Below are 22,591 nucleotides of genomic sequence, written 5' to 3'. Positions count from 1 at the left end.
CCCAAACCATCTGAAAGCTTCTTGACATGGACTATACGTTAAAAATTATTCCTACTGATTTGTTAGCAAAATATCGTTTAGGCTTTCCTGTCGATGTAATAAAGGATTTTAATGAGTTACATGATGCTGAACTGTCTACGGATACTTTTAGTTTTTATACTTCGGTGGCTTCAGTATATTATAGCAAGATTGAGGGGGAGGAAATTGAACTGGATTCATATATCAAATACAAAAGATTTGGCATTGATTTTTTGCCTGATTATACCAAAAAGATTGATGATTTCACACTGACGTAGGGAAAATCATTACGCCAAGCAATAGCATGTTCAGAACCGATAATATTCACACCCAATAAAAATGAAAAGTTTACTTTTGATAACAGTTATACTGAATGGAGTAATAATGATGAATGGGGTATCTCAAAATTTAAAGAGAAATCCTTTACCTCCTCCTCCCCCATCCCCCAATGAAAAATGGTTAAAATGTGTTCCTTTAAATAAATATGCTGCTACTCAACGAAAACAGTTCTATCCATTTAACCAATCTTCTTTAGTAAAAATAATCTCATTTAAAGAGTATATCAATATAGATACTTTAATAAATAGCGTCACTGAACCTACAATATTTGCTGATTTACAAAATCAGCCAAAAATTTTTGAGTCATTTACTTTAAATCAAAAGCAGCTCAATGAATTAACTTATATCCTGTATAACTATGGATTTAAAACAAAAAAATATGAGGAAGAAAGTATGTGTTATTATCCAAGAAATGCCATTGTTTTTTATGACAAGAAGGGAATACCATTTTGAATGGATAGAGCTGTGCTTTGAATGTAATGGGTACAAAAAAACCTCAAAACAGGTTAAAACTGGCGACTTTTGTATAGGGAAATATGAGCTTCTAAAATATTTTTTCAAAAAGTATAAGATTCACTATGGCATTGACTATCAATGATTTTACCCTAAGGAATGTATATAGAGATGTAGGGAATTTAAGTAATCACTCTCAAAATAAATAGCCCTCAATTCATTGTATAAAAATGTTTCTTCCTTCAACCATTCACAAGTTTTGCTGATTAAATGTACTTTCATTGATTTCTCTCTTACTATTTTGATAAAACCAACATACATTTTCTCATGATTTTTCAATTCAATTCCTATTAAAACAGCATTTTCTTTCAAAATATCCAATACTTTATTTGTTACTTCTAAGTCAAATTCATAGCCTAAATCAAGGTTAATTTGCTTTAGTTTGATGATTTTTTCAGTAAAAATATCTTTTTCTGATATATCAAATGTTGAAATATAGTTTGTATTTATCAACACATAACCATCCGTAACATAGTCGACAGGAATATACTTTAGTAATGCCCATTTCGAACCTAAACCCAATAAAATCCCTTTAAAATATACCCCATTTCTCATTTTAAGGGTTACAACTCGATTTACAAATTCGTTATTATTCATTATTAATTGTTATTTTTGTCCTTGATCAAACTAAAACAAAGGTAGATATTTAGCGTGATGCTATTTACTCTAACTATAATTTATATACTTCTTGTTAAACTCTACTTGTATCATTTGTCCTCTATTAAACTATCTGGAATATACAATAGTGTAGGATTATTCTTTTGAACATCTACATTAAAATTATTATTTCCACACAACGTCTTAAAAGTATCTAATCTAAAAGGCTTGGTTATTAAATGTACTCCATTTAAGGTAGGAATAGCAGTAATAATCTTGTCTCCTTCGGGCTCTATATCATTAATGGTCTTTCTAATAAATTCAATATGTTGTAATTCTTCTTTATCAACATCGATAACCCATCGCTTTTGTTTAGAAGGCATTTCACCAATAACACTATCATATACATATTTACTTCTATTATTTCCAGATTCTATATTGCTGACTAATTTAGCAATCATTTTCAATGCTACATTTTTATCATTTCGAGTATTAAAGTTAATATATCCCCTCGCTTTAAATACTTCACACAACATTTTTATCTCCTCATATCTTTCCTCCAAATCTTTTACAGCATAAAAGGTATAAGACTTAATCGTTCTAACTGATTGGTGTTTAGCATATTCCTCAATAAAATCTTTCTTTCTTTTTAATACTAATACGGTAATAAAATCACCTTCTTCTTCAAATTGTAACAAAGGCTTAATTAAATCTACATTATCTATCATTTTATTGATTCTTTAAATTTATAAATAGTCCTACTATACTAAACACAAAAATACACCCTTATTATTTTTCAACAACTTCCTTCTTGCTTGTAGTTTGTGGGAATACACAGACGTTGGTCTAAAATTATCATTAATGCATCTACTTGTTCAAACAAAAAGATATTTTTGATGGTAATTAGTTTTACCACACTCAAGTATAGTTAATATATCAATATGGAAACATCAAAGGCTTTAAGATGATCGACAGAAGTCAACGCATTGTTGATTTACCTAAAATCATTACAGGTAAACCGCCTTTTGGCATTGGTAGCGTTTTTACAATCAGCCCTTTACCCATAATTTGTAGCTAACCAAGGCTATGTTTGAAATCCATAAGATTCTATTTGAAAAACATTATTTATTACTGTTTTATTTATATAATTTCGTTCAATTCTCAATAAAGTAGCTACTTAAGACTATGGCAAAATACTCACTAAAAATAAACGGGAAAATACAACAGGTAGATGTTGACCCGTCAACTCCTATGCTTTGGGTTTTACGAGACCACCTTAATCTACCCGGTACCAAATTTGGTTGTGGCATGGCCATGTGTGGGGCTTGTACAGTTCATTTGAATGGAACTGCTATTCGTTCTTGTAGTATGCCCGTATCAGCAGTTGGCAAGCAAGCTATCACTACTATCGAAGGCTTGTCTGCGAATGGTACTCACCCTGTACAAAAAGCATGGCTCGAACACGATGTGGCTCAATGTGGCTACTGTCAGGCGGGACAAATGATGAGTGCGGCCGCTTTATTAAAAGAGAATCCTAACCCTTCAGATGAAGAGATAGATGCTTCCATGAGTGGTAATATTTGTCGTTGTGGAACTTATTTACGTATTAAGGAAGCAATTAAATCTGTAAAGCAATAGCAAGAAAATATCAACATGGAAAATAATAACACACAAAGCCGTCGTTCATTTTTAAAATCTTCCGCTCTTACAGGCGGTGGATTGATGCTGAGCTTTACTTGGCTATCAAGTTTTAAGTCAGCAGACAAAATAGCTTTAATGAATTTGCCCGAACAATGGAGTGAACTCAATGGATATATCAAGATTACGCCAGATAATATCGTCAAAATCATGTGTCCGAATCCCGAATTCGGTCAGAATGTAATGACTTCATTACCCATGATGGTGGCAGAGGAATTGGACGTAGATTGGAAGAATGTAGTAGTAGAAATGGGTCCACACGATAACGTGAAACTAGGTCCACAATTTACAGGGGGCAGTAATTCAGTGAGGATGTACTGGAAGCCCTTGAGAAATGCAGGGGCATCAGCCAGACAAATGCTTATCGAAGCGGCGGCTCAAACGTGGGGCGTTCCTGCTATAGAAATCACGACAAAAGCAGGCGTTTTATCTCATTCAAGCGGAAAATCGGCAAAATATGGTGAAATAGCCAACAAAGCTGCTACCATACCTGTACCGAAAGACGTGAAGTTGAAAGCCCCTAAAGATTTTTCGATTGTAAGAAATTCAAAGAAAAATACGGAAGGCTTAAAAGTAGTCACAGGTAAACCCCTATTCGGAATGGATTATCGTGTGGAAGGTATGTTGATTGCCATGATTCAGCACCCTCCTGCCTTTGGCATGAAATTAAAATCTTTTGATGCTACTCAAGCCCTAAAAATGCCGGGTATTAAACATGTTTTTAGCTTCAAATTATATGATGATGGTTTCGAACAGGGTGGTTTTGATACCCGTACATTCAACGATTTGTTGGTTGTTGTGGGCAATTCTACTTGGGAAGTAATGAATGCTCGCAAGAAACTAACAATACAGTGGGAGCCTACTGGCGATGTAAAAGATACGATGATGGGGCGGGGTGGAAAAAGAGAAGTAACAGTTCCGGGCAGATTGGAAACCACAAGTGGTCAAATGGAATTAATGGCTGAATATGCTAAAAAACCAGCTCAGCAATTAAGGAAAGATGGCGACCCAGAAACTGCTTTCAAAAACGCCGCTCAGGTTATCGAACGTACTTATAATGCGCCATTTTTGGCACACAACTGCATGGAACCGATGAATTTCTTCGCACATGTTTCAGCAGATAAAGCCGTAGTAGCCGGTCCACTACAAGCACCGGGTTGGGTAGAGCCTACGCTTTCAAAAATTTTAAACCTCCCTGCTGACAAGATTGAAATTCAAATGACCCGCATGGGTGGAGGTTTTGGACGGAGAGCGTATGGTCAATATGTATATGAGGCCGCTCGCATTTCTCAGAAAATAAAAGCACCTATCAAATTGATTTATACCCGCGAGGATGATATGACTTATGGAATCTATCGCCCGATGTACACGGCTACCTATCGTGCGGCTTTAGATGCCAATAAAAACCTGATTGGTTTTCATGTAAAAGGCGGAGGCATTCCTGAACACCCTGTGCATGCGAATCGTTTTCCTGCTGGTGCAGTGGATAATTACTTAGCTGAAGGTTGGGAGATTCCTTCTAATATTACGATTGGTGCATTCCGTGCACCTCGTTCTAATTTTAATGCAGCAGCCGAACAGTCGTTTTTAGATGAAGTGGCAGAAGCTATGGGAAAAGATCCTATTGCTTTCCGTCTTGAATTATTAAAACGCGCTAAGGAAAATCCTGTAGGTAAAAATAATGAATATGATGCGGATAGATATGCAGGGGTTTTGGAATTGGTGAGAGAAAAATCTAAGTGGGGTAACCCTGAAAACAATAACAAAAAGAGGGGCGTCGCTGCTTATTTTTGTCATAATTCGTATGCCGCACACGTGGTGGATATGATAGAACGAAATGGCGAACCTTATGTTGAGCAAGTAACGAGTGCCATTGATTGTGGTATTGTAGTAAACCCAGACGCTGCAAGTAATATGGTACAAGGTGCTGTAGTCGATGGTATCGGGAATGCTTTTTATGGAGCATTAACCCATAAAGACGGCGCAGCAGAACAAAGCAATTTCAATAATTACCGCATTATTCGTCATAACGAAGCGCCTAAAAAAGTGGATGTGCATTTTGTTAAGAATGACCTTGACCCCACTGGACTTGGCGAGCCTCCCTTCCCTCCCGTGTTTGGAGCAGTCGCTAATGCGTTGTATAAAACAACAGGTAGAAGGTATTATAATCAGCCTTTCACGGCTGATCAACCTAAGTCATAAATCCAGCTCATTCTATCTTACTATTAGCTAGCGACTTAAGTCCTATTGATTACCCACATCTTTTCAAAAAGTTGAAATGAAGATGTAATTATTGATAAAATGGGCTTAAATAGCCCTTGAAACCTCACCCCCGACCCCTCTCCTTCAGAGATGGGAGCTTTAAGCACCAAGGTCTGCTCCCCTTCTCTGAAGGAGAAGGGGTTGGGGGATGAGGTTGTTATACATTGATTATCAATTGTTTATCAACTTGTGGGTAATCAATAGGACTTAAGTCATCAGCTAATAGTAAGATAACATTATTGCCTCATGAGCTGCTTTATCAGTATCGTAAAATCTTAGTCTACACATGACTCGAAACAGTGTTTTTAATACCATTGCAATAATATCTACCTTAGGAATTTTCTGCTGGATGATAACGGAATTCTTTGGAGGTATGATTATTCATCTACTATCGTATGGACTACTCATTATTCCAATCATCATACTTTATATTTTTTCCTTCTTTGAAACAATTGTTGCTACCATCAGGCGAGGAATGAACGCCAACAAGATTAAAGTGGTCGCTCACGGATTAATAATATTCTCGATTATTTTATTGAATGGATATCAATCGGAGTTATTCAAATCAAAAAAGATTTTGACAGCGACCCTTAAAGACGACCTCTATCACTATACTTTAGTATTCAGAGAAAATGGAAATTGTGAAAATGAAATCAATGGAATGTTTTTTTATCATGAAGTTTTTCACGGAAAATATAAATTTTATGGAGATACAATTGTTTTTGAGAAAAAACCTTACGACAACGACTTCATTCCAGACACCCTATTAATAGACAGAAGCCAAAAAGCAATATTTATTAAAAAAGACAAAGCAGGGAATTTCCCCCAAAAAATGGAATGGCTAAATCATTTTAAAATAGTAAACAACATCGACTAACGTCGGAGTACCTACCTTCCGCAAGGTTTAAAACCTCCCCAACGCTACTATGTATGCTTACTCATTCAATGCTTTCTTTTTAAACTGTTGTACTAAATTTGTCCAAACGGCATCACGTTCTTAGTGGGGCTAAATCAGCTATAATTTATCATTAAAGCCTTCTAAAAAGTAAATTTTTCATATTTAATCAATAAAAAAGTAAATTTTAAGCATTTCTTATAGGACGTTAAGAAAAAAATAAGCATTATTGTATCAAAATGATTAAATAATGTTTACCAATTTATTCCAAAACATTCTATGAAAAAAACAATACTTGCAGGAGGGCTTGTATTAGGGCTAATTTCAACTGCAACCGCACAAAAAAAATGGTCGGAAAGCCCAATGGCGGGTTTTAATATCATTAAAAATCAAGGAGGACAAAGTATAGCCTATTCGCCATCGGTGGGTACGAAAATATTAACGATTGATGGCTTTGCCTTTAAGGATTTGAATAAAAATGGCAAGCTAGATAAGTATGAAGACTGGCGTTTGTCGAGCGATGTTCGTGCTAAAGACTTGGCGTCTAAATTAAGTATCGAACAGATTGCAGGCTTAATGCTTTATTCCTCACACCAAGCTATTCCTGCCCGTGCTGGTGGTTACTTTGCAGGTACTTATAATGGTAAAGCTTATCAAGAGGGTGAAACTGACCCTACTGACTTAACTGACCAACAAAAGAAGTTTTTAGCCGAAGATAACCTTCGCCATGTGTTGATTACGACGGTAAAATCACCTGAGATTGCGGCTCAATGGAACAACAAAATGCAAGCTTTTTGTGAAAGTGTTGGTTTAGGGATTCCTGCTAATAATAGTACCGACCCTAGACATGGCACTAAGGCAAAGGCAGAGTATGATGCGGCATCTGGCGGTGAGATTTCTATGTGGCCAAGTTCATTAGGTATGGCTGCAACTTTCAATCCTGCGTTGACTGAGACTTTTGGGAAAATTGCCGCTGCCGAATACCGTGCTTTAGGCATTACTACGGCGCTTTCGCCACAGGTAGATATTGCTACAGAGCCACGTTGGGCACGTTTTAATGGTACTTTTGGCGAAAGTCCTTGGCTTTCCGCAGCAATGGGACAAGCCTATTGTGATGGCTTTCAGTCAACTGCTTGGGGCATGAAAAGTGTCAATGCGATGGTAAAACACTGGCCTGGCGGTGGTGCTGGCGAGGCTGGTCGTGATGCACACTATGCTAATGGTAAATTTGCGGTGTATCCCGGTAATAATTTTGAAGAACACTTGATTCCTTTTACCCAAGGAGCATTTAAGCTAAAAGGACAAACGAAGATGGCTTCGGCGGTGATGCCATACTATACTATTTCATGGAATCAGGACAAGAAAAACCATGAGAATGTAGCTAACAATTACAATAAATATATCATCTCTGATTTGTTAAGAACCAAATACGGATACGATGGTGTGGTATGTACCGACTGGCTTGTGACGGGCGACCATAAGGCGATGGACGTATTTATTGATGGCAAGTCGTGGGGAGTAGAAGGTCTTAGTCTAGCCGAAAGACACTATAAGGTATTGATGGCGGGTGTAGACCAATTTGGAGGTAACAACGACATGAAGCCCGTGTTAGAAGCATACCAAATGGGTATCAAAGAACATGGTGAGGCCAAAATGAGAGCCCGTATGGAGCAATCAGCAGTGAGACTTTTGAAGAATATTTTCAGAGTAGGCGTATTTGAAAATCCGTACTTGAACCCAGCAGAAACTAAAGCGATTGTGGGAAAGCCTGCTTATATGAAAGCTGGATATGAAGCACAGTTGAAATCTATCGTGATGCTTAAAAACACTGCAAAAACACTGCCTATTACTACTAGAAAAACGGTATATGTACCTAAACGCTTTGTACCTGCTAGTCGTAATTTCTTAGGTATGGAAACGCCTTCATCAGAAGACTATCCAGTCAATATGGACATTGTGAAAAAGCATTTTAATGTAACTGACAATCCTAAAGAAGCAGATTTTGCCTTAGTTTTCATCGAAAATCCAAAGGCTACGATTGGCTATGACAAAGAGGATTTGAAAAACGGTGGCAACGGCTATATCCCGATTAGTTTGCAATACTTCGATTATACCGCTACAGAAGCACGTGAGACGAGTATAGCTGGTGGCGACCCGATGGAAAATTTCACGAACCGTTCTTATAAAGGTAAAATGGCCAAAACTGCTAACGTTACAGATGCTGCATTGGTTAACAATACCAAAATATTAATGAAAGATAAGCCCGTGATAGTATCGGTAAGTACTACTAATCCAATGGTATTCTCGGAAATAGAGGCTTCTGCATCGGCGATTTTATTGAGTTTTGGTGTACAAGACCAAGCGATTATTGAAACCATTGTTGGTAAATCTGAGCCCTCGGCGTTATTGCCTATGCAAATGCCTGCCAATATGCAAACAGTAGAAAAACAAGCCGAAGATGTACCTTATGACTTAACCTGTTATAAAGACACTAACGGAAATACCTATAATTTTGGTTTTGGACTTAATTGGAAAGGGGTTATTAAGGATGGTAGAGTGTTGAAGTATAAGAAGTAGGTTATTATCGAGAGGATAATTAAATCATAGCTTTCTATTAGCTGGTGACTTAAGTCACCAGCTAATAGAAAGCTATAAACTTCATGGCTTATCTTTCAGAACAAGTTGGGATGCCAAGGCGAAGAGCATTAATAACTGAAAGCCGAAATCCGACTACCGATAGCTGATAGCTCTACGCCTTTTCATCAATGAATCCCCTGCTTACGATGGATTAGCTTCCCACCTTCTCTTTTGGCAAAAAATGCTTTAATTTCGGCGATAATTGAAAGTGCTACCTCCTCAGGCGTTTCAGCTCCGATGTCTAAGCCTACGGGATAATGAATTTTACTCAGTACATCTTCATCTTGAATATTTAATTCATCTAACATCATCTGTCCTCTTTTTTTAGGACCTAATATACCGATGTACGCCACATCTGTACCGATTAAATAAGTAAGGGCATCTTTATCATAGCCATAATTATGCGAAAGCAGTACCGCAGCCGTGTATTTATTGACAGGTAGTTTTTCTACAAAATCTGTTCTTCTGCTATATACCAAACAGCTAGCTTCATGAAAACGCTTTGGGGTAATATGTGCAATACAATCGTCTGTTACCGTAATCGTCAGTCCTACTTGTTGGGCTAAACTTACCAAAGGAACGGCATCGTAGCCCGCACCAACTACTAGCAATTGTATATCGGGCTTAATTGTTTCATAAAACAGGGTACAGTCTGTATGTTCTATGAGACCTTCTTCTATTAAGAGTTGAAAGGGTATCATAGGGAAATAAGCTGCTAACTGGTTATTAACGGCAAAACGTTTGCCAATAGGCATGGTTTCGGGCGATTGCGTTGCAATTACTGTGGCATATTGAATGGTCTCGGTGTTCTGCACATAGTTGGCTAAAATCTCAATTAAGTTTGATGAATCCTCAGGAACGAGCGGTTCTATCAAAATGTCAATAATTCCGTTGCATCCTAGCCCAATGCCAAAGGCATTTTGCGAGTCGTCCATGGTATCATAAACTACTATTCTGGGTATGCCATCTTGCATTACCTGACGGGCTTTGCGTAATACATCACCTTCTAAACATCCTCCGCTGACTGCCCCAAACCATGTACCATTGTCTACGATGAGCATTTTTGCTCCTGGACGACGATACCCTGACCCATGTAGTTTTACAACGGTAGCTAGGGCTAGTCGACGTTCAGCAAAATTAATTTGTTGATAGGCTGTTATTATTTTCCTTAATTCGTACCTCATATAGTTGTGAGTGGATGAGTTGTGAGTTAGTGGTCGTTAGTGAGTGATTGAGCGAGTTAGTGGGTTGTGAGTTATTAATTGAGCGATTGAGTGAGTGGTGATTGAGTGATTTTTAACAATAGTCACTAATACATAATTAAAAAAAAATCACTCAATCACTAATTCGCTCAATCACTAACTCACAATTCACTAACTCACTAACTCACAACTACCCTCCCGCTGAAATCTTGTTCAAAAACGATTGCTTGTAAATTCTTCCAACAGGTATTTCATATTCTTGCACTTTTACTAATTCACTTGAAAAAGCACTTATCTTATCGATTGCCACAATGTAGGATTTATGCAAGCGTACAAACTTTGATTCGGGCAATTTTGCTTCCATATATCGCAAGCGTTCATAAACAACGAATTTACCTTGTGTCGTAAAAACTTTGATATAATCTTTCAGCCCTTCGATATAAAGTATTTCATTTAAATATACTTTTTTTTGTTCTTTATTTACTTTCAAAAAAATATAAGCATCCTCAAACGTTGAAACCTCTAGCACATTTTGTTGAGTAAGCTCTCTGAAATATAAATATTTTGAAATGGCTTTCAAAAACCTTTCTTGGCTGATGGGCTTTACTAAATAATCAAACACATCCAAATCAAACCCTTCGGCAGCATATTCTCTAAAAGCCGTTGTCAGGATTACCTTAGGATGTTTCTGCAACGATTTCAGCAATTCCAAGCCAGTCATTCTAGGCATTTGAATATCTAAAAACAATAAATCAACCGTGTTGTTTTGTAAATAAACAAAACCATCGAGCGCATTATCGAACATTTTAACTACCTCAAAATCGGGCAATGCCTCAAGGTAAGTTTGAATTAGCTGGCGTGCAGGAAGCTCATCATCAATAATTAAACAACGATTCATTTATTAATTTGTAGTTTTAATACGACTAAAAAGCTGTTTTTTTCTCGATACGTTTTAAATTCATGCACAGTTGGGTACAAAATTTCCAAGCGTCTTTTCACATTGTTCAGCCCTAATCCTCCATTCTGACTCGCCATCTCTTCAATCTCCTCTTCAATACTATTTTCTACTTTAACAACAAGTTCATTATCCTTTTTCTCAATATCTACACGTATCCACGACGCATTGATAGACTTATTCACGCCATGTTTAAAACAATTTTCGATGATTGGCAACAACAACAAAGGCGGAATTTGTATGCCCTCGATGGCATTGTACACATTGAAGGAAACATCCAGTTTATCACCAAACCTAATTTTTTGTAATGCAATATAATTCTGAATATATTCTAGTTCTTCTGTCAGGGTAACCTTTTCTTTTTTAGAATCATAAAGGCTATATTCTATAAAATTTGATAACTTCAATATTTGCTGAGCCGTTTCGGGACTCTTTTTAAAAGCCCCTGAATAGATATTATTCAGCATATTAAAGATAAAATGTGGCTGTACTTGCGATTTCAGCAATTCTAGTTCGGCAGCTGTTTTTTCTTGTTTAAGTTCAATCAAGGTTTGTCGCTGATGGTACCAGCTACGTATAAAGAAGAACGTTCCATACAAAAAAACAATCAAGTAAAGATTTACAAACTCTATGATTATTTTTGGAAAGAAAATCAAAGGCTTTAATGTCCCTTGGGGATAATACATCTGGTACAAATAATGATAATTGATGTATCTTTTGAGCATCACAAACACTACGGCTACTACGATTTGCCCCAACCAAAAAGTTGTTTTTTTATCCGATAAATAGAAGTTACTAAACAGATAATGAACAGATAAGCAGGACACCACAAAGGCAATGGGTACGGAAGTACAAGCTTTGATAAAATAGACATAATATTGGTCAGTGGCTGCACCCATTCCCAGCCACTCGTATAAAAAATAGAGTGTCCAAAAAATAAGGTTAAATCGGATTGTATTAAATCGCTCGTTCATCAATCATTACCAATTATAGGTATGTAAAAGTATAGAAAGTATAAGAATAATGATAAATAATTCATTAATAATAGTAGCGTTTAGAAAGCCTTTAGGACAGGCAAAATCAACAAAACCCTTCTTTATAGAACAGGCTTGCCGTATAACAGCAAACCTTTCTTCTTTTCAATCAAAAACACAATTTTACATGTGTTTTCAATTGATTATATTGATGAAGGCTTTAATACCTTTCTTATCTTTTCTATTAACCTAATCTTTGCTATGCGAATTGCTTTGGTTCAAAGAGAAGGAGTATTCAATTCTTTTACGTAAAAGTAGAGAATGCCAAAGCATAATGAAGAAAAACAAACTTAATTTAGACCAACAGCTTTTATACACGACAAACGACTTTTTATGACAACTTGATATTGACTACAAATACGTTTAAGATAGCATTGAAAAACTAATATCAATCGTAAATCAATTATTTCTTATCAATACGATATAGCCTTCCTTGGTCGGTAATGGCATATAAAGCTCCGTCTGTTCCCTGTGTTATATCTCTAAAACGTTGTGATTCACTGGCTAATAGTCGCTCTTCGCCTACTACTTTATTGCTTTCAATCACTAGCCTTACGATGTGCATTCCGCTTAATGCACCTACAAAAAGGTTGTTTTTCCATTCAGGAATGCGGTCGCTACTATAGAAAGTAATACCACTAGGCGAAACAACAGGGTCCCAATAATAAATGGGTTGTTCAAGTCCTGATTGTTGTTGAATACCACTTCCTACTTTTTCTCCGCTATATTCAATGCCATAAGTGATAGTTGGCCAACCATAATTAGCACCAGCCCGAACTCGATTGATTTCGTCGCCACCTCGAGGCCCATGCTCACTTTCCCACAACTCTCCCGTAACGGGATGAATAGCCAAACCCTGTGGATTACGAAAACCATAAGCATATAATTCAGTTCTAGCACCTACTTGACCTACAAAGGGGTTTCCTGAAGGCTCTGTACCATCTTTCGTAATTCTGATAATCTTGCCCAGCCCTGAATTTAAGGCCTGTGCTTGTGGACGAGTTACTAAATCCGAACGTTCGCCCGTACTAACTAATAAATTACCTGCTTGATCAAAAACGATTCTGCCACCATAATGCAATGTGCCATTATAGGCAGGCGTAGCCCGATAAATAACTGTTGGCGATTCTATGGTTCTTTCATTGGCAGACAATTTCCCTTTACATACTGCCGTCAGGTTGCCATCAGCATTGGGTTGCGAAAATACCCAATATACCATTCTATTGGTAGCAAAGTTGGGGTCAATACGAACGCCTAATAAACCACCCTGTCCGCTGGCATTTACCGTCGGAATACCTGTGATAGGCTGGCTCACTTGCCCATCTATAGTAACAATACGCATAGTGCCAGCCTTTTCTGTTATTAATAATCTTCCGTCGGGCAAGCTAGTTATTCCCCACGGACTCTGGAGTGATGTGGTTAGTATCTTACTTTCGTAGCTCGTAGTTGTCTTTACTCCTTTTATTCTGGTCTGTCCTGCAAAAGCAGGTTTATAATTTGAATTGGCAGCATTAGTCTCTACAGGGGGTAAACTATCCGTTTTTATTCCTGTCTCTTGCTTTGCATTTAAATCACACTTACATGATCCAAAGGCAATACCAGCCGCTATCATTAATGTTAAGATGGAGTTTTTCATGTCTTTTAAATTTTTTGAAGAGTTTTAGTATGTGGAGTAACAAATGATAAAATACACTAAGTAATTGATAATTAAGCATTATGATGATTAAAAAATAATTAATCATTGCTTAGATATAGTTTTCATTAAACCTACTTAAGTTTGTCAAAGTTTACGTCTCTTAGTTTTATACATTACTCTATACTAAAAAATTATACCATACAATCTAACAAGGTTTTATACTCAGAGTTATTTCTAAGAATTCCCATTTCATTTTCATTTCTATCGGCTGTAGCTTACCGTTTTGGTTTGTGGGGAGCTATATGCCAATTGGGGCAACTGGCAAAACTTCGTCGATTATTCCAATAGCGTTAATTCGTTAGTAGCTACTCCGTTAGGAAATATATTTGCAGTAATAGCTACTGTCCTTGAAATTATTATTCCTATCTTTTTATTAATTGGATACACGACCAAATTAGCGTCACTAGCTGCTGTAACGCTATTAGTATCATTTGGCTTGATGATGTGGATTAGTTTTGGCATAAAACCATCCTTAGATTATTTTGTATGGACGTCGGCAGGAGCGATTTTGTTATTAAGTCAGTGTGATATTTATTCGTTTAGTGTTGATAATGTGATGGAGAGCAGAGGATAGCTTTTACATTTATTGTTAGATTGGGTATCCTCGAAATAAAAATAACTTCAGGCAGGGACGAATTGCATTCGTCCCCACGGCAGGGCTTCCAATTAATTAGCCATTAGCACAAAATTAATAAGTGGTACTATGAGTCATTTTGACGATGAGGACGTATGCCATACGTCCATACTGTGTTACTACAACATATTAGACATTATTCTATGAAATAATAGAGCCTTCGTTTAAAGGCTATTGAAAACACTTTCTCTATCCCAGGCAATTGCGAAGATATCCAATATTAAGCTTAAAATTCTAATTGAAGGTGACCTGTCACATGCTTTTGTTCTTTATTTCTTAATGAAACATTCGTCATTATAGAATACTCCTGTTGTTTTACAGAAAGACGAAACCAATCACGAGCAGGGATAAACTGATTTGAGTGAAATTCTAATCGAATAAAAAGGTCTTCTGAAGGCTCTCTATTGCCAGAAAGTAATTGACTAAGTTTGGTTTTATGAATATCAAGCTCAGAAGCTACTTCATTCTTTTTTTTATGCTGAATTTCAATATATAATTTAAGGAAATAAGCAAAGTTTTTTGTAGGGTCAAATACATCTTGCTTAATATAATCTTCTATGGAGATTTTCAATTGAAGTAGTTGTCCATATAGTTTTTCTTTCTCAGATAACCCTGCTATTCTTCCTTGACGAATGATTGCTAATTGTTTATTAGCTTTTAGTTTCTGCTCATTAGTCATTTGGGCTGGCAACATAAAGCCATCTACTATTTCTTCGGGAGCTATTGTGTCAAAGTTCATAATCTATATATGTTTGTATGAGAGTATAGAGAGATTTGCCTTCTAGATATAGTTGTTGTCCTCCATTCAGCATACCATACTTATCTTGATAATATTTTACTAATTTAGTTTTTGGCTTTAAGGATATACAAGCCAGATAACCATACTGTTTTACTGCTAGTCTACATGCCCAGCTAATTAAACAACCAGCAATCCGATCATACTGTTTGTTAGAGCCAACGTTATCACTTCGACTAGTAATTAAGTTGATTTCTATGCGATATTCTATTGGATAATACGTTAGAGACATTACACCTAATATTTCTTTACTATCCACTATTCGTAATTTCCAAAGGTCAGTGTCCGCAAAGTCTTTCCAGTTAAATAGAAAGTCCTTTTTAGTTAACTTTTTTATATCACCAGCTAATATAGGCTCAATAATGGCTTCAACTGGCATTGGTGGTTCTACCCTCCTATTAAGCAAATACATCAATATTTTATTTTATATAAATTTACAAAAAAAGTAAATTATTTAAAAATTTGTAAACAAATATCTAAGCATAAAATGTTCTGTTAGTAGAAAGCAATCCCTGTCACAAGTAGGGACGAATTGCATTCGTCCGAAGCGTCCGAAAATACCATCCCTAATGAAATAAATTCACCGTCAGTAAAAAAACAAAGTAAAATGTGTAAGTTCGTAACATCTAGGACTAATCGTTTAAAAGTTTGGAAACACAATTATTGATTGACTATTTTTTAACTTATCTTCCTTTTAATGAAGAAGAACAACAGCTAATAGTATCAAAAACTATCATACGTAACATCAAGCGTAGACAGATGATTTTGCAAGAAGGCTTCGTCTGCAAACATTATACCTTTGTGATAAAAGGCTGTTTCAAAATGTATGGAATAGATAACAAAGGCACCGAACACAATATTCAATTTGCGGCTGAAAACGACTGGATTACTGACATTGGTAGCTTTCATTCTAGCAAACCAAGCAAGTTATTTCTTGAAGCCATCGAGCCTTCGGTAATTATACAAATCGAGAAAAATGATTTATACTTTTTATACCTTTCTATTCCTAAGCTCGACAGAATCTTTAAGGTAATTATTGAAAACAAGTATGTTGAATTACAAAATCATGTATTGCAAAATATTAGTTCAACCGCTCAGGAACGTTATTTAACCTTTTTGGAGCAATACCCTACCCTAGCCTTACGTTTACCGAACACGCAAATCGCTTCTTATCTGGGCATTACACCCGAATTCCTCAGTAAAATCCGTAAAGATTTAGCCACAAAATAGCCCCTACCCTTAAACTATCTTAAGGCTATTTCTTACGATAGTTTATAGGCTGGCGTAGCCCATTCCCTGCAACTTTGTACTGTTATTCAACTAAAGCAAATTAGAGCAATGGAAAATACAACAAAACCCAAAGTAGCAATTATCGGACTTGGTAATATTGGCCAAGTAGTAGCCCAAAACCTTGTGGCGGGCAATCGCCCTGTAATATTAGCCACTAAAGACATCACGAAGGCTGAAAACCTTGCAGAACAATTAGGCAGTTTAGCACAAGCCATGGAAATTGATAAGGCTATTCAAGAGGCCGACATCATTATTATGGCGGTTTGGTTTAGCAACATCAAAGAATTGTTCAGTCAGCATGAAGCAATATTGGCAGGGAAAATCATCGTTGACCCATCTAACCCAATTGCTCCCAACGATAAAGGAGGCTTTGATAAAATCATTGGCCAAAAGGAATCGGCAGGACAAATCAATGGCTCTGCTTTGCCCAAAGGAGCAATTTTGGCTAAAGCATTAGGTACATTAGGTGCAGCTTCGCTATCCAATGCAGCCCATCAGCAACCTGCTTCGGTATTGTTTTATGCTACGGATGATAGCAGTATCAATGCGACGATTGAGCAACTGATTCTTGATAATGGCTTTGTGCCTTTGCGTGTGGGCGGTTTAGACCAGTCTATCCGAATAGAAGTTTTTGGTGATTTACACGAATTTGGTGCATTGGGCAAGCCTGTTACTTTGGCTGAAGCCACTGAAAAATTATAAAGTATTCCAAACACTTGAAAATTATCAATAAGTAGCAAAAAAAAATCAAAATAAAGTTATATTTGATATTGAAAACGATGAGATACCAAGAAAAACTGGGTATCTCATCGTTTTTTATAAACTGAATCTCAGCCAATGAAAATATTCCAATTTTTCTTACTCATCAGTATTTTTATTCTTCCAAAAGGACTTTATGCACAAAAAGTTAAACTAACTCCAAACAATCTTTTGGCCAACAAAGTATACATGTCTCTGGAAAAATTTCAGGGTAAAGATGTTGTCAAGGTTATCAAAGATTCCACCATCATGGCAGCTGATGAAGCCACTTTTGTCCGAATCAAAGATGTTGATTTTAAAGATGGCATCATTGAAGTAAAGGTATTGAGCCGATTAGAGAAGAAAGCTACTCCTACCGCTCGTGGATTCATCGGCGTAGCATTCAGAGCCAATGAAGACAACTCAAAATTTGAATGTATCTATATACGTCCTACCAACGGAAGAACTGACGACCAAGTACGTCGTAATCACTCTATCCAATACTTTTCCTTTCCCGACTTTAAGTTTTCACGACTGAGAAAAGAGAGTCCCGAAATGTATGAATCCTATGCAGATATGGGCTTGAATGAATGGATAACGCTCAAGATTATAGTGAAAGGCAAGCAAGCAAAGCTGTTTTTAAACGATAACAAACAACCCTCGTTGATAGTAAACGACTTAAAACTTGGTGAAAATATCAGTGGTGCCTTAGGTCTATTTGTAGATGTTGGCACAGAAGGTTATTTCACTGATTTGAAAGTTATTAAACAGTAATTATCCATAAACTTAAATATTTTTAACTATGAAATTATCCAAATTAAGCATTCTCATTTTTTCAATCCTAACACTATCATTTTGTTATTCTAATGCAGCGACTGTTGATACCCTCGACATCCAGAGTCCGGCGATGAATAAAACATATAAAGCGGCTGTAGTACTACCCGCTTCGTATACCAAATACAAAACTACTAAATACCCTGTATTATATTTACTGCATGGTGGCTCAGGACATTTCAGAGATTGGCTAACATCTACTCCCGACAAAATGCTAGTAAAAAATTTAGCTGACCAGTACAATCTTATTATCGTAATGCCAGAAGGCGAAACCTTTGGGTGGTACTTGGATAGCCCTTATGACCAAACCAATAAGTTTGAAACGCATATTATCAAGGAGGTTATCCCTACAATTGATAATACTTACCGTACTGTACAAAGTAAAAATGGCAGGGTAATCACAGGACTTTCGATGGGCGGACATGGTGCGATGTATCTTTCTAATCGTCACCCTGATATGTTTTGTGCAGTAGGTACAATGAGCGGTGCGATGGATATGAATTACACAAAATTCCGCGTGAACGATGATTTTTTAAAATCACTCAAAGACCGTTTTCAAAAATTATTGGGTAGCTCAGACCCTACGAGTGAGGTATTTGTTAATAATTCTATCATCAACATGACTGACGCCATCAAAAAGAACAATTTAGCGGTGTTGATTGATTGTGGTGTGGATGATTTCCTGATTGAAGCTAACAGAGAATTACACCGCCGATTGGTATATAATGGCATGCCACATGATTATGTAGAAAGACCAGGCGGACATACATGGGATTATTGGCAAAATGCTTTGCCGTACCATCTACTTTTCTTTCAAAAAGTGTTGAAAAAGAATGGTGTGATGGTGGAGTAAGTATATTTATCAAACATCAACTGGACGTCCTAGACTTGCCTTTATGAACTAGTCTGGGACGCTAAGCTAAAGAATTTAAACTTTATTATTAAGGGCAATAATCTTCTATAGAAATATCATTTAACGTATAATCTTTTAGTTCATCTAGTAATATTTTAACCTTATAAATCCATTCTTCTTGTTTCTCTTTAATACTACCATGTTCAGTCTCATTGTCATACAAAGTCTGAAAGAGTTCTGATTCATTGAAATAATGATGAAAAATATTGTGATATTTTTCATCAGGAATAATCTCATCAGCATCATCATATTTTGCATGTTCTTTTCTTATTTTTCGTGCAAAATATTCCAATATATCAAAATGTAATTGCTCATGACTTAAAAGTAAAGAATCATTAATGAATTTTTGATCATCAAAAGATGATTTTAACTGATCAAATAAAACTAAGACCTTTTTGTCTTTAGTCATAGATAAAATACAATTTGTTATGGCAGCTGTGGGAATATTAATATTAGAGGAATGATCGTATTTTCCTTTAAAATTCCCCCAATTTAATTTAATTGTTTCTTTCCAAGGAATATAATTACAAGAATCTTTTTTTTGCCCAAATGAACAATTCTTTAAAAGATAAAATAAGAAAATAATCCAATATTTTTTCATGCTCTAAAGTATTTATTAGCATAAACAGATAAATTTAAAACAATAATCTTTTACTGTGATACCCTTGCTGATATGTCGCAAATAACTAAATGCTTAGTTAAACAAACTTATAAAATGCTTTGTATTTTTACAACGTAATTTTGCAATATACAAGCTGTAGTTTAGGCACAATGCGAGTAGGTCATTAATTTATTACCCATGCTCTTCGAGACGTTTCTAAGAACATTTCGAAAAGCAATTTCATACAAACAATATACCCTCCTACTCTCTAAATCTCCCTAATCCTTCCTCAATTCTGGTAAAATGCCCAAACTATTGTACTTTTACAATGTATTCAGGTATTTTGAATGCTTCACACATTTTTAAACAATTTTGTTATGTGGATAGAAGAAGATAATAAATTGAAAAGAAGTTTTCTTTTCGATGACTTTTCAGCAGCTTTTGCCTTTATGACTAGGGTGGCGTTATTGGCTGAAAAACAAAATCATCACCCTTTTTGGACGAATGTTTATAATAAAGTAAGTATTGAATTGAATACGCACGATAAAGGTGATGTTGTGACTGAAAAAGACTATAAGTTAGCGAAAGCGATTGATTCGCTAGTCTAAAATAAAAGTTAAGTCCTAATCTTTTCTATTAGCAGGTGACTTAAGTCACCTGCTAATAGAAAAGATTTTTCACTCGTGGTCTGTAGCACACAAAAAACGGATGAGAATGGTTAACAAAATAAAAAACAAATAACATTTAAATTTCTAGCGAGGGACTTAAGTCCCTCGCTAGAAATTTAAATGTTAAAGACTGATTGAATAAAAAAAAACATTATGAAATTGTACCTTGTTCCAACGCCCATTGGCAATCTGGATGATATTACTTATAGAGCAGTAAAAGTTTTACAATCTGTTGATGCTATATTGGCTGAGGACACCCGAAATTCTGGCATATTGCTAAAGCATTTGAATATCTCAAAGCCACTGTATGCACACCATGCCCATAATGAGCATCATGGCACCAATGGCATTATCAAACTATTAAAGGAAGGCAAAGTGCTGGCTTTGGTATCAGATGCGGGAACGCCTGCTATCTCTGACCCTGGCTTTTTGTTAGTGAGAGAATGCCTAAAACAAGGCATCGAAGTTGAATGTTTACCGGGAGCTACGGCTTTTGTGCCTGCTTTGGTAAATTCGGGCTTACCTGCCGACCGTTTTACGTTTGAAGGGTTTCTGCCCCATAAAAAAGGAAGACAAACAAGACTTAAAAATTTGGCAGAAGAAGAACGAACAATCATCTTTTATGAGTCGCCACACCGTTTGTTAAAAACCCTTGAACAATTAGCCGAATACCTCACTCCTGAGCGTCAGGCTTGTGTTTCGCGTGAGTTGACAAAGGTGTTTGAGGAAAACATCAGGGGAACTTTGGCTGAAATTTTGTTGCATTATCAAACCAACCCAAATACTATTAAAGGTGAAATTGTGATTGTAGTTGCTGGTAAAGCATAAAAAAATTACTATTTTAGGGGGAAAATTCATCCCAAATCCAAACTAATCAATGAAATACCTCTCTTATTTTAAACATTTAATACTTGTTTTTGCCATGCTCATTTCTACAAATGTGTTGGTAAAAGCTCAAACATTATCTGCAAATAGTAAAGTAAGTTTGATTACCGTAGAGCCTGGAAATGAGCTAAATGATGCTTTTGGGCATACGCTTTTGTGGATTTACGACCCCGTTAATCAAATCGATAAGGCTTATAATTTTGGCATATATGATTTTGAAACGGAGAACTTCTACTGGAAATTTGTAAAAGGACAGCTCCCTTACAAGATGTCGTATGCGCCAATGCCTGCCTACCAACAGTATTATCTGGAACAGCACCGAAATATGACGGAACAGGTACTGGATTTGTCGCTTGCACAAAAGCAAATTGTGTATAATAATCTCGAAGCAACCTACAATAATCCTGCAACACGGACTTATATGTACAAGTTCTTTTATGATAACTGTGCTACTCGCGTGCGCGATGCCATGATGGTGGCTTGTACTGATAGTGTACATTTGCAAAATATCCCCGAAATGAACGATAGTACCTATCGCCAATGGATGAACAAATGTTTAATCAGAAAGCATCATTACTGGTCTGCCTTAGGGATGAACATTGCATTGGGGGCTCCTGCCGATGAAAGAATATTACAGTTTAAATCTTGCTACTTGCCTGAAAACTTGCAAAAAAGTATGCGTGCTGCCAAAAGAATGACACACCACGTTTTGCGTTTTTTGGTTCGTTCCGAGAACCCCATGTATAGCACTACGCCCATCAACGAAGAGCCTCTTTTCATCCTAACGCCTCGATTCTGGCTATTGTTAGTATTAATATTTACAGGCTATAAAACATATCAGCATTGGAAACGCCGACAAAAAGGTTATAATTTCGATAAAGTGCTTTTTTCGATAGCAGGACTCATTGGCTGGTTATTACTTTTCTTGTGGTTTGGTACCGACCACGGCGTAACTAATTATAACAAAAACCTTTTGTGGGCTTTTCCATTCCATATTCCTATTATTTTGCTTACTCACGAGCGTAACGGTAGCTACTGGTATGGATATTATTACATGTTTATTGGCTTGCTATTAGCGATGGGCTTATTTTTTGCCGTACAATATTCGTGGGATATTACATTACTCGTATTAATCCTTATCATAAGAGCATTCTATCATGCAGGCTTTGAAAGAGAACATAGAATGACCCAAACTAAATTCCGTAAAATCATTAAAGGACGCCGTTTGGAAGTGATTCATAAAGAGCATACATTGGAGTAAACTCTTGCTTCTTCCACCCAATCCTCATAACCCTTTTTATTAGCGTGTGATTTAAGTCACACGTTAATAAAAAGGGTTAGAATTTAATGACATTTTGGTCATAAGTTATCTTTTCTCTAAAGCAA

Annotated in this window: 23 protein-coding genes; 14 read left to right on the top strand and 9 right to left on the bottom strand. The window is 36.4% G+C overall.

The window, feature by feature from the left end; translation table 11 throughout:
* Window positions 1-26 precede the first annotated feature (26 nt).
* Window positions 27-296 (top strand): hypothetical protein, encoded by a 270-nt coding sequence (locus tag J2Y60_RS17490; protein WP_309921409.1) that lies wholly within the window; start codon window positions 27-29, stop codon window positions 294-296.
* Window positions 297-357: 61 nt separating this feature from the next.
* Window positions 358-810, top strand: coding sequence for a hypothetical protein (locus tag J2Y60_RS17485; protein ID WP_309921412.1), 453 nt, complete (start codon window positions 358-360; stop codon window positions 808-810).
* A gap of 147 nt (window positions 811-957) precedes the next feature.
* On the opposite strand, the gene J2Y60_RS17480 is transcribed toward J2Y60_RS17485, so the two are convergent.
* Window positions 958-1,467 carry a hypothetical protein gene (locus tag J2Y60_RS17480; protein WP_309921414.1) on the bottom strand — a complete coding sequence of 170 codons (510 nt, stop codon included), beginning with the start codon at window positions 1,465-1,467 and terminating at the stop codon, window positions 958-960.
* A gap of 110 nt (window positions 1,468-1,577) precedes the next feature.
* Window positions 1,578-2,195: a hypothetical protein gene (locus J2Y60_RS17475; RefSeq protein WP_309921417.1), complete on the bottom strand. Its 618-nt coding sequence runs from the start codon at window positions 2,193-2,195 to the stop codon at window positions 1,578-1,580.
* Window positions 2,196-2,652: 457 nt separating this feature from the next.
* Between J2Y60_RS17475 and J2Y60_RS17470 the strand changes: the two genes are divergently transcribed.
* The 4 genes from J2Y60_RS17470 to J2Y60_RS17455 all read left to right on the top strand — a co-directional run bounded on the left by J2Y60_RS17470 (window position 2,653) and on the right by J2Y60_RS17455 (window position 8,899).
* The gene (locus J2Y60_RS17470; protein WP_309921420.1) at window positions 2,653-3,105 is read left to right on the top strand and encodes a 2Fe-2S iron-sulfur cluster-binding protein; all 453 of its coding nucleotides are present in this window, start codon (window positions 2,653-2,655) and stop codon (window positions 3,103-3,105) included.
* 15 nt (window positions 3,106-3,120) lie between these two features.
* A complete protein-coding gene (locus tag J2Y60_RS17465) occupies window positions 3,121-5,367 on the top strand; it encodes a molybdopterin cofactor-binding domain-containing protein (protein WP_309921423.1) in 2,247 nt (748 codons plus the stop codon).
* A 346-nt stretch (window positions 5,368-5,713) separates the two neighbouring features.
* Window positions 5,714-6,304, top strand: a complete 591-nt coding sequence (locus J2Y60_RS17460; protein WP_309921426.1) for a hypothetical protein — start codon at window positions 5,714-5,716, stop codon at window positions 6,302-6,304.
* A 297-nt stretch (window positions 6,305-6,601) separates the two neighbouring features.
* Window positions 6,602-8,899, top strand: coding sequence for a glycoside hydrolase family 3 N-terminal domain-containing protein (locus J2Y60_RS17455; RefSeq protein WP_309921430.1), 2,298 nt, complete (start codon window positions 6,602-6,604; stop codon window positions 8,897-8,899).
* Between the two features lie 185 nt (window positions 8,900-9,084).
* Here the strand turns inward: J2Y60_RS17455 and J2Y60_RS17450 are convergent, their stop codons facing one another.
* The 4 genes from J2Y60_RS17450 to J2Y60_RS17435 all read right to left on the bottom strand — a co-directional run bounded on the left by J2Y60_RS17450 (window position 9,085) and on the right by J2Y60_RS17435 (window position 13,786).
* Entirely contained in the window at window positions 9,085-10,143 is a 1,059-nt protein-coding gene (locus tag J2Y60_RS17450; RefSeq protein WP_309921432.1) for an XdhC family protein, read from the bottom strand.
* 208 nt (window positions 10,144-10,351) lie between these two features.
* Window positions 10,352-11,059: a LytTR family DNA-binding domain-containing protein gene (locus J2Y60_RS17445; protein WP_309921435.1), complete on the bottom strand. Its 708-nt coding sequence runs from the start codon at window positions 11,057-11,059 to the stop codon at window positions 10,352-10,354.
* Window positions 11,056-12,090: a histidine kinase gene (locus J2Y60_RS17440; RefSeq protein ID WP_309921439.1), complete on the bottom strand. Its 1,035-nt coding sequence runs from the start codon at window positions 12,088-12,090 to the stop codon at window positions 11,056-11,058. Before J2Y60_RS17440 ends, J2Y60_RS17445 begins: the two co-directional genes overlap by 4 nt.
* A gap of 463 nt (window positions 12,091-12,553) precedes the next feature.
* The gene (locus tag J2Y60_RS17435) at window positions 12,554-13,786 is read right to left on the bottom strand and encodes a PQQ-dependent sugar dehydrogenase (RefSeq protein WP_309921442.1); all 1,233 of its coding nucleotides are present in this window, start codon (window positions 13,784-13,786) and stop codon (window positions 12,554-12,556) included.
* Between the two features lie 283 nt (window positions 13,787-14,069).
* Here J2Y60_RS17435 and J2Y60_RS17430 point away from each other — a divergent pair, with 283 nt between their 5' ends.
* Window positions 14,070-14,420 carry a DoxX family protein gene (locus tag J2Y60_RS17430; protein ID WP_309921445.1) on the top strand — a complete coding sequence of 117 codons (351 nt, stop codon included), beginning with the start codon at window positions 14,070-14,072 and terminating at the stop codon, window positions 14,418-14,420.
* Window positions 14,421-14,706: 286 nt separating this feature from the next.
* On the opposite strand, the gene J2Y60_RS17425 is transcribed toward J2Y60_RS17430, so the two are convergent.
* The gene (locus J2Y60_RS17425) at window positions 14,707-15,219 is read right to left on the bottom strand and encodes a helix-turn-helix transcriptional regulator (protein WP_309921448.1); all 513 of its coding nucleotides are present in this window, start codon (window positions 15,217-15,219) and stop codon (window positions 14,707-14,709) included.
* On the bottom strand, window positions 15,209-15,655 hold the full coding sequence (locus J2Y60_RS17420) for an N-acetyltransferase (protein ID WP_309921451.1): 447 nt from the start codon (window positions 15,653-15,655) through the stop codon (window positions 15,209-15,211). Before J2Y60_RS17420 ends, J2Y60_RS17425 begins: the two co-directional genes overlap by 11 nt.
* 269 nt (window positions 15,656-15,924) lie before the next feature.
* Between J2Y60_RS17420 and J2Y60_RS17415 the strand changes: the two genes are divergently transcribed.
* The 4 genes from J2Y60_RS17415 (at window position 15,925) to J2Y60_RS17400 (ending at window position 18,991) form a co-directional block, all read left to right on the top strand.
* Complete coding sequence (locus J2Y60_RS17415; protein ID WP_309921454.1) at window positions 15,925-16,506, top strand: Crp/Fnr family transcriptional regulator; 582 nt, start codon at window positions 15,925-15,927, stop codon at window positions 16,504-16,506.
* A 108-nt stretch (window positions 16,507-16,614) separates the two neighbouring features.
* Entirely contained in the window at window positions 16,615-17,268 is a 654-nt protein-coding gene (locus J2Y60_RS17410) for an NAD(P)-binding domain-containing protein (protein ID WP_309921457.1), read from the top strand.
* A gap of 135 nt (window positions 17,269-17,403) precedes the next feature.
* The gene (locus J2Y60_RS17405; RefSeq protein ID WP_309921460.1) at window positions 17,404-18,078 is read left to right on the top strand and encodes a family 16 glycoside hydrolase; all 675 of its coding nucleotides are present in this window, start codon (window positions 17,404-17,406) and stop codon (window positions 18,076-18,078) included.
* Between the two features lie 28 nt (window positions 18,079-18,106).
* Window positions 18,107-18,991, top strand: coding sequence for an alpha/beta hydrolase family protein (locus tag J2Y60_RS17400; RefSeq protein ID WP_309921463.1), 885 nt, complete (start codon window positions 18,107-18,109; stop codon window positions 18,989-18,991).
* Window positions 18,992-19,079: 88 nt separating this feature from the next.
* On the opposite strand, the gene J2Y60_RS17395 is transcribed toward J2Y60_RS17400, so the two are convergent.
* Window positions 19,080-19,652: a hypothetical protein gene (locus J2Y60_RS17395; RefSeq protein ID WP_309921466.1), complete on the bottom strand. Its 573-nt coding sequence runs from the start codon at window positions 19,650-19,652 to the stop codon at window positions 19,080-19,082.
* Between the two features lie 377 nt (window positions 19,653-20,029).
* Between J2Y60_RS17395 and J2Y60_RS17390 the strand changes: the two genes are divergently transcribed.
* The 3 genes from J2Y60_RS17390 (at window position 20,030) to J2Y60_RS17380 (ending at window position 22,466) form a co-directional block, all read left to right on the top strand.
* Window positions 20,030-20,260, top strand: a complete 231-nt coding sequence (locus tag J2Y60_RS17390) for a 4a-hydroxytetrahydrobiopterin dehydratase (protein WP_309921468.1) — start codon at window positions 20,030-20,032, stop codon at window positions 20,258-20,260.
* Between the two features lie 213 nt (window positions 20,261-20,473).
* Window positions 20,474-21,148 (top strand): 16S rRNA (cytidine(1402)-2'-O)-methyltransferase, encoded by a 675-nt coding sequence (gene rsmI, locus J2Y60_RS17385; protein ID WP_309921470.1) that lies wholly within the window; start codon window positions 20,474-20,476, stop codon window positions 21,146-21,148.
* Window positions 21,149-21,197: 49 nt separating this feature from the next.
* Window positions 21,198-22,466, top strand: a complete 1,269-nt coding sequence (locus J2Y60_RS17380) for a DUF4105 domain-containing protein (protein WP_309921472.1) — start codon at window positions 21,198-21,200, stop codon at window positions 22,464-22,466.
* Window positions 22,467-22,591: the final 125 nt, after the last annotated feature.

The sequence above is a fragment of the Arcicella sp. BE140 genome (genome assembly GCF_031456255.1).
In the GTDB taxonomy this organism is placed as follows: Bacteria; Bacteroidota; Bacteroidia; order Cytophagales; family Spirosomataceae; genus Arcicella; species Arcicella aquatica.
The sequence above is the reverse complement of the archived record's forward strand: the minus strand, read 5'-3'. Positions and strand labels throughout refer to the sequence as shown.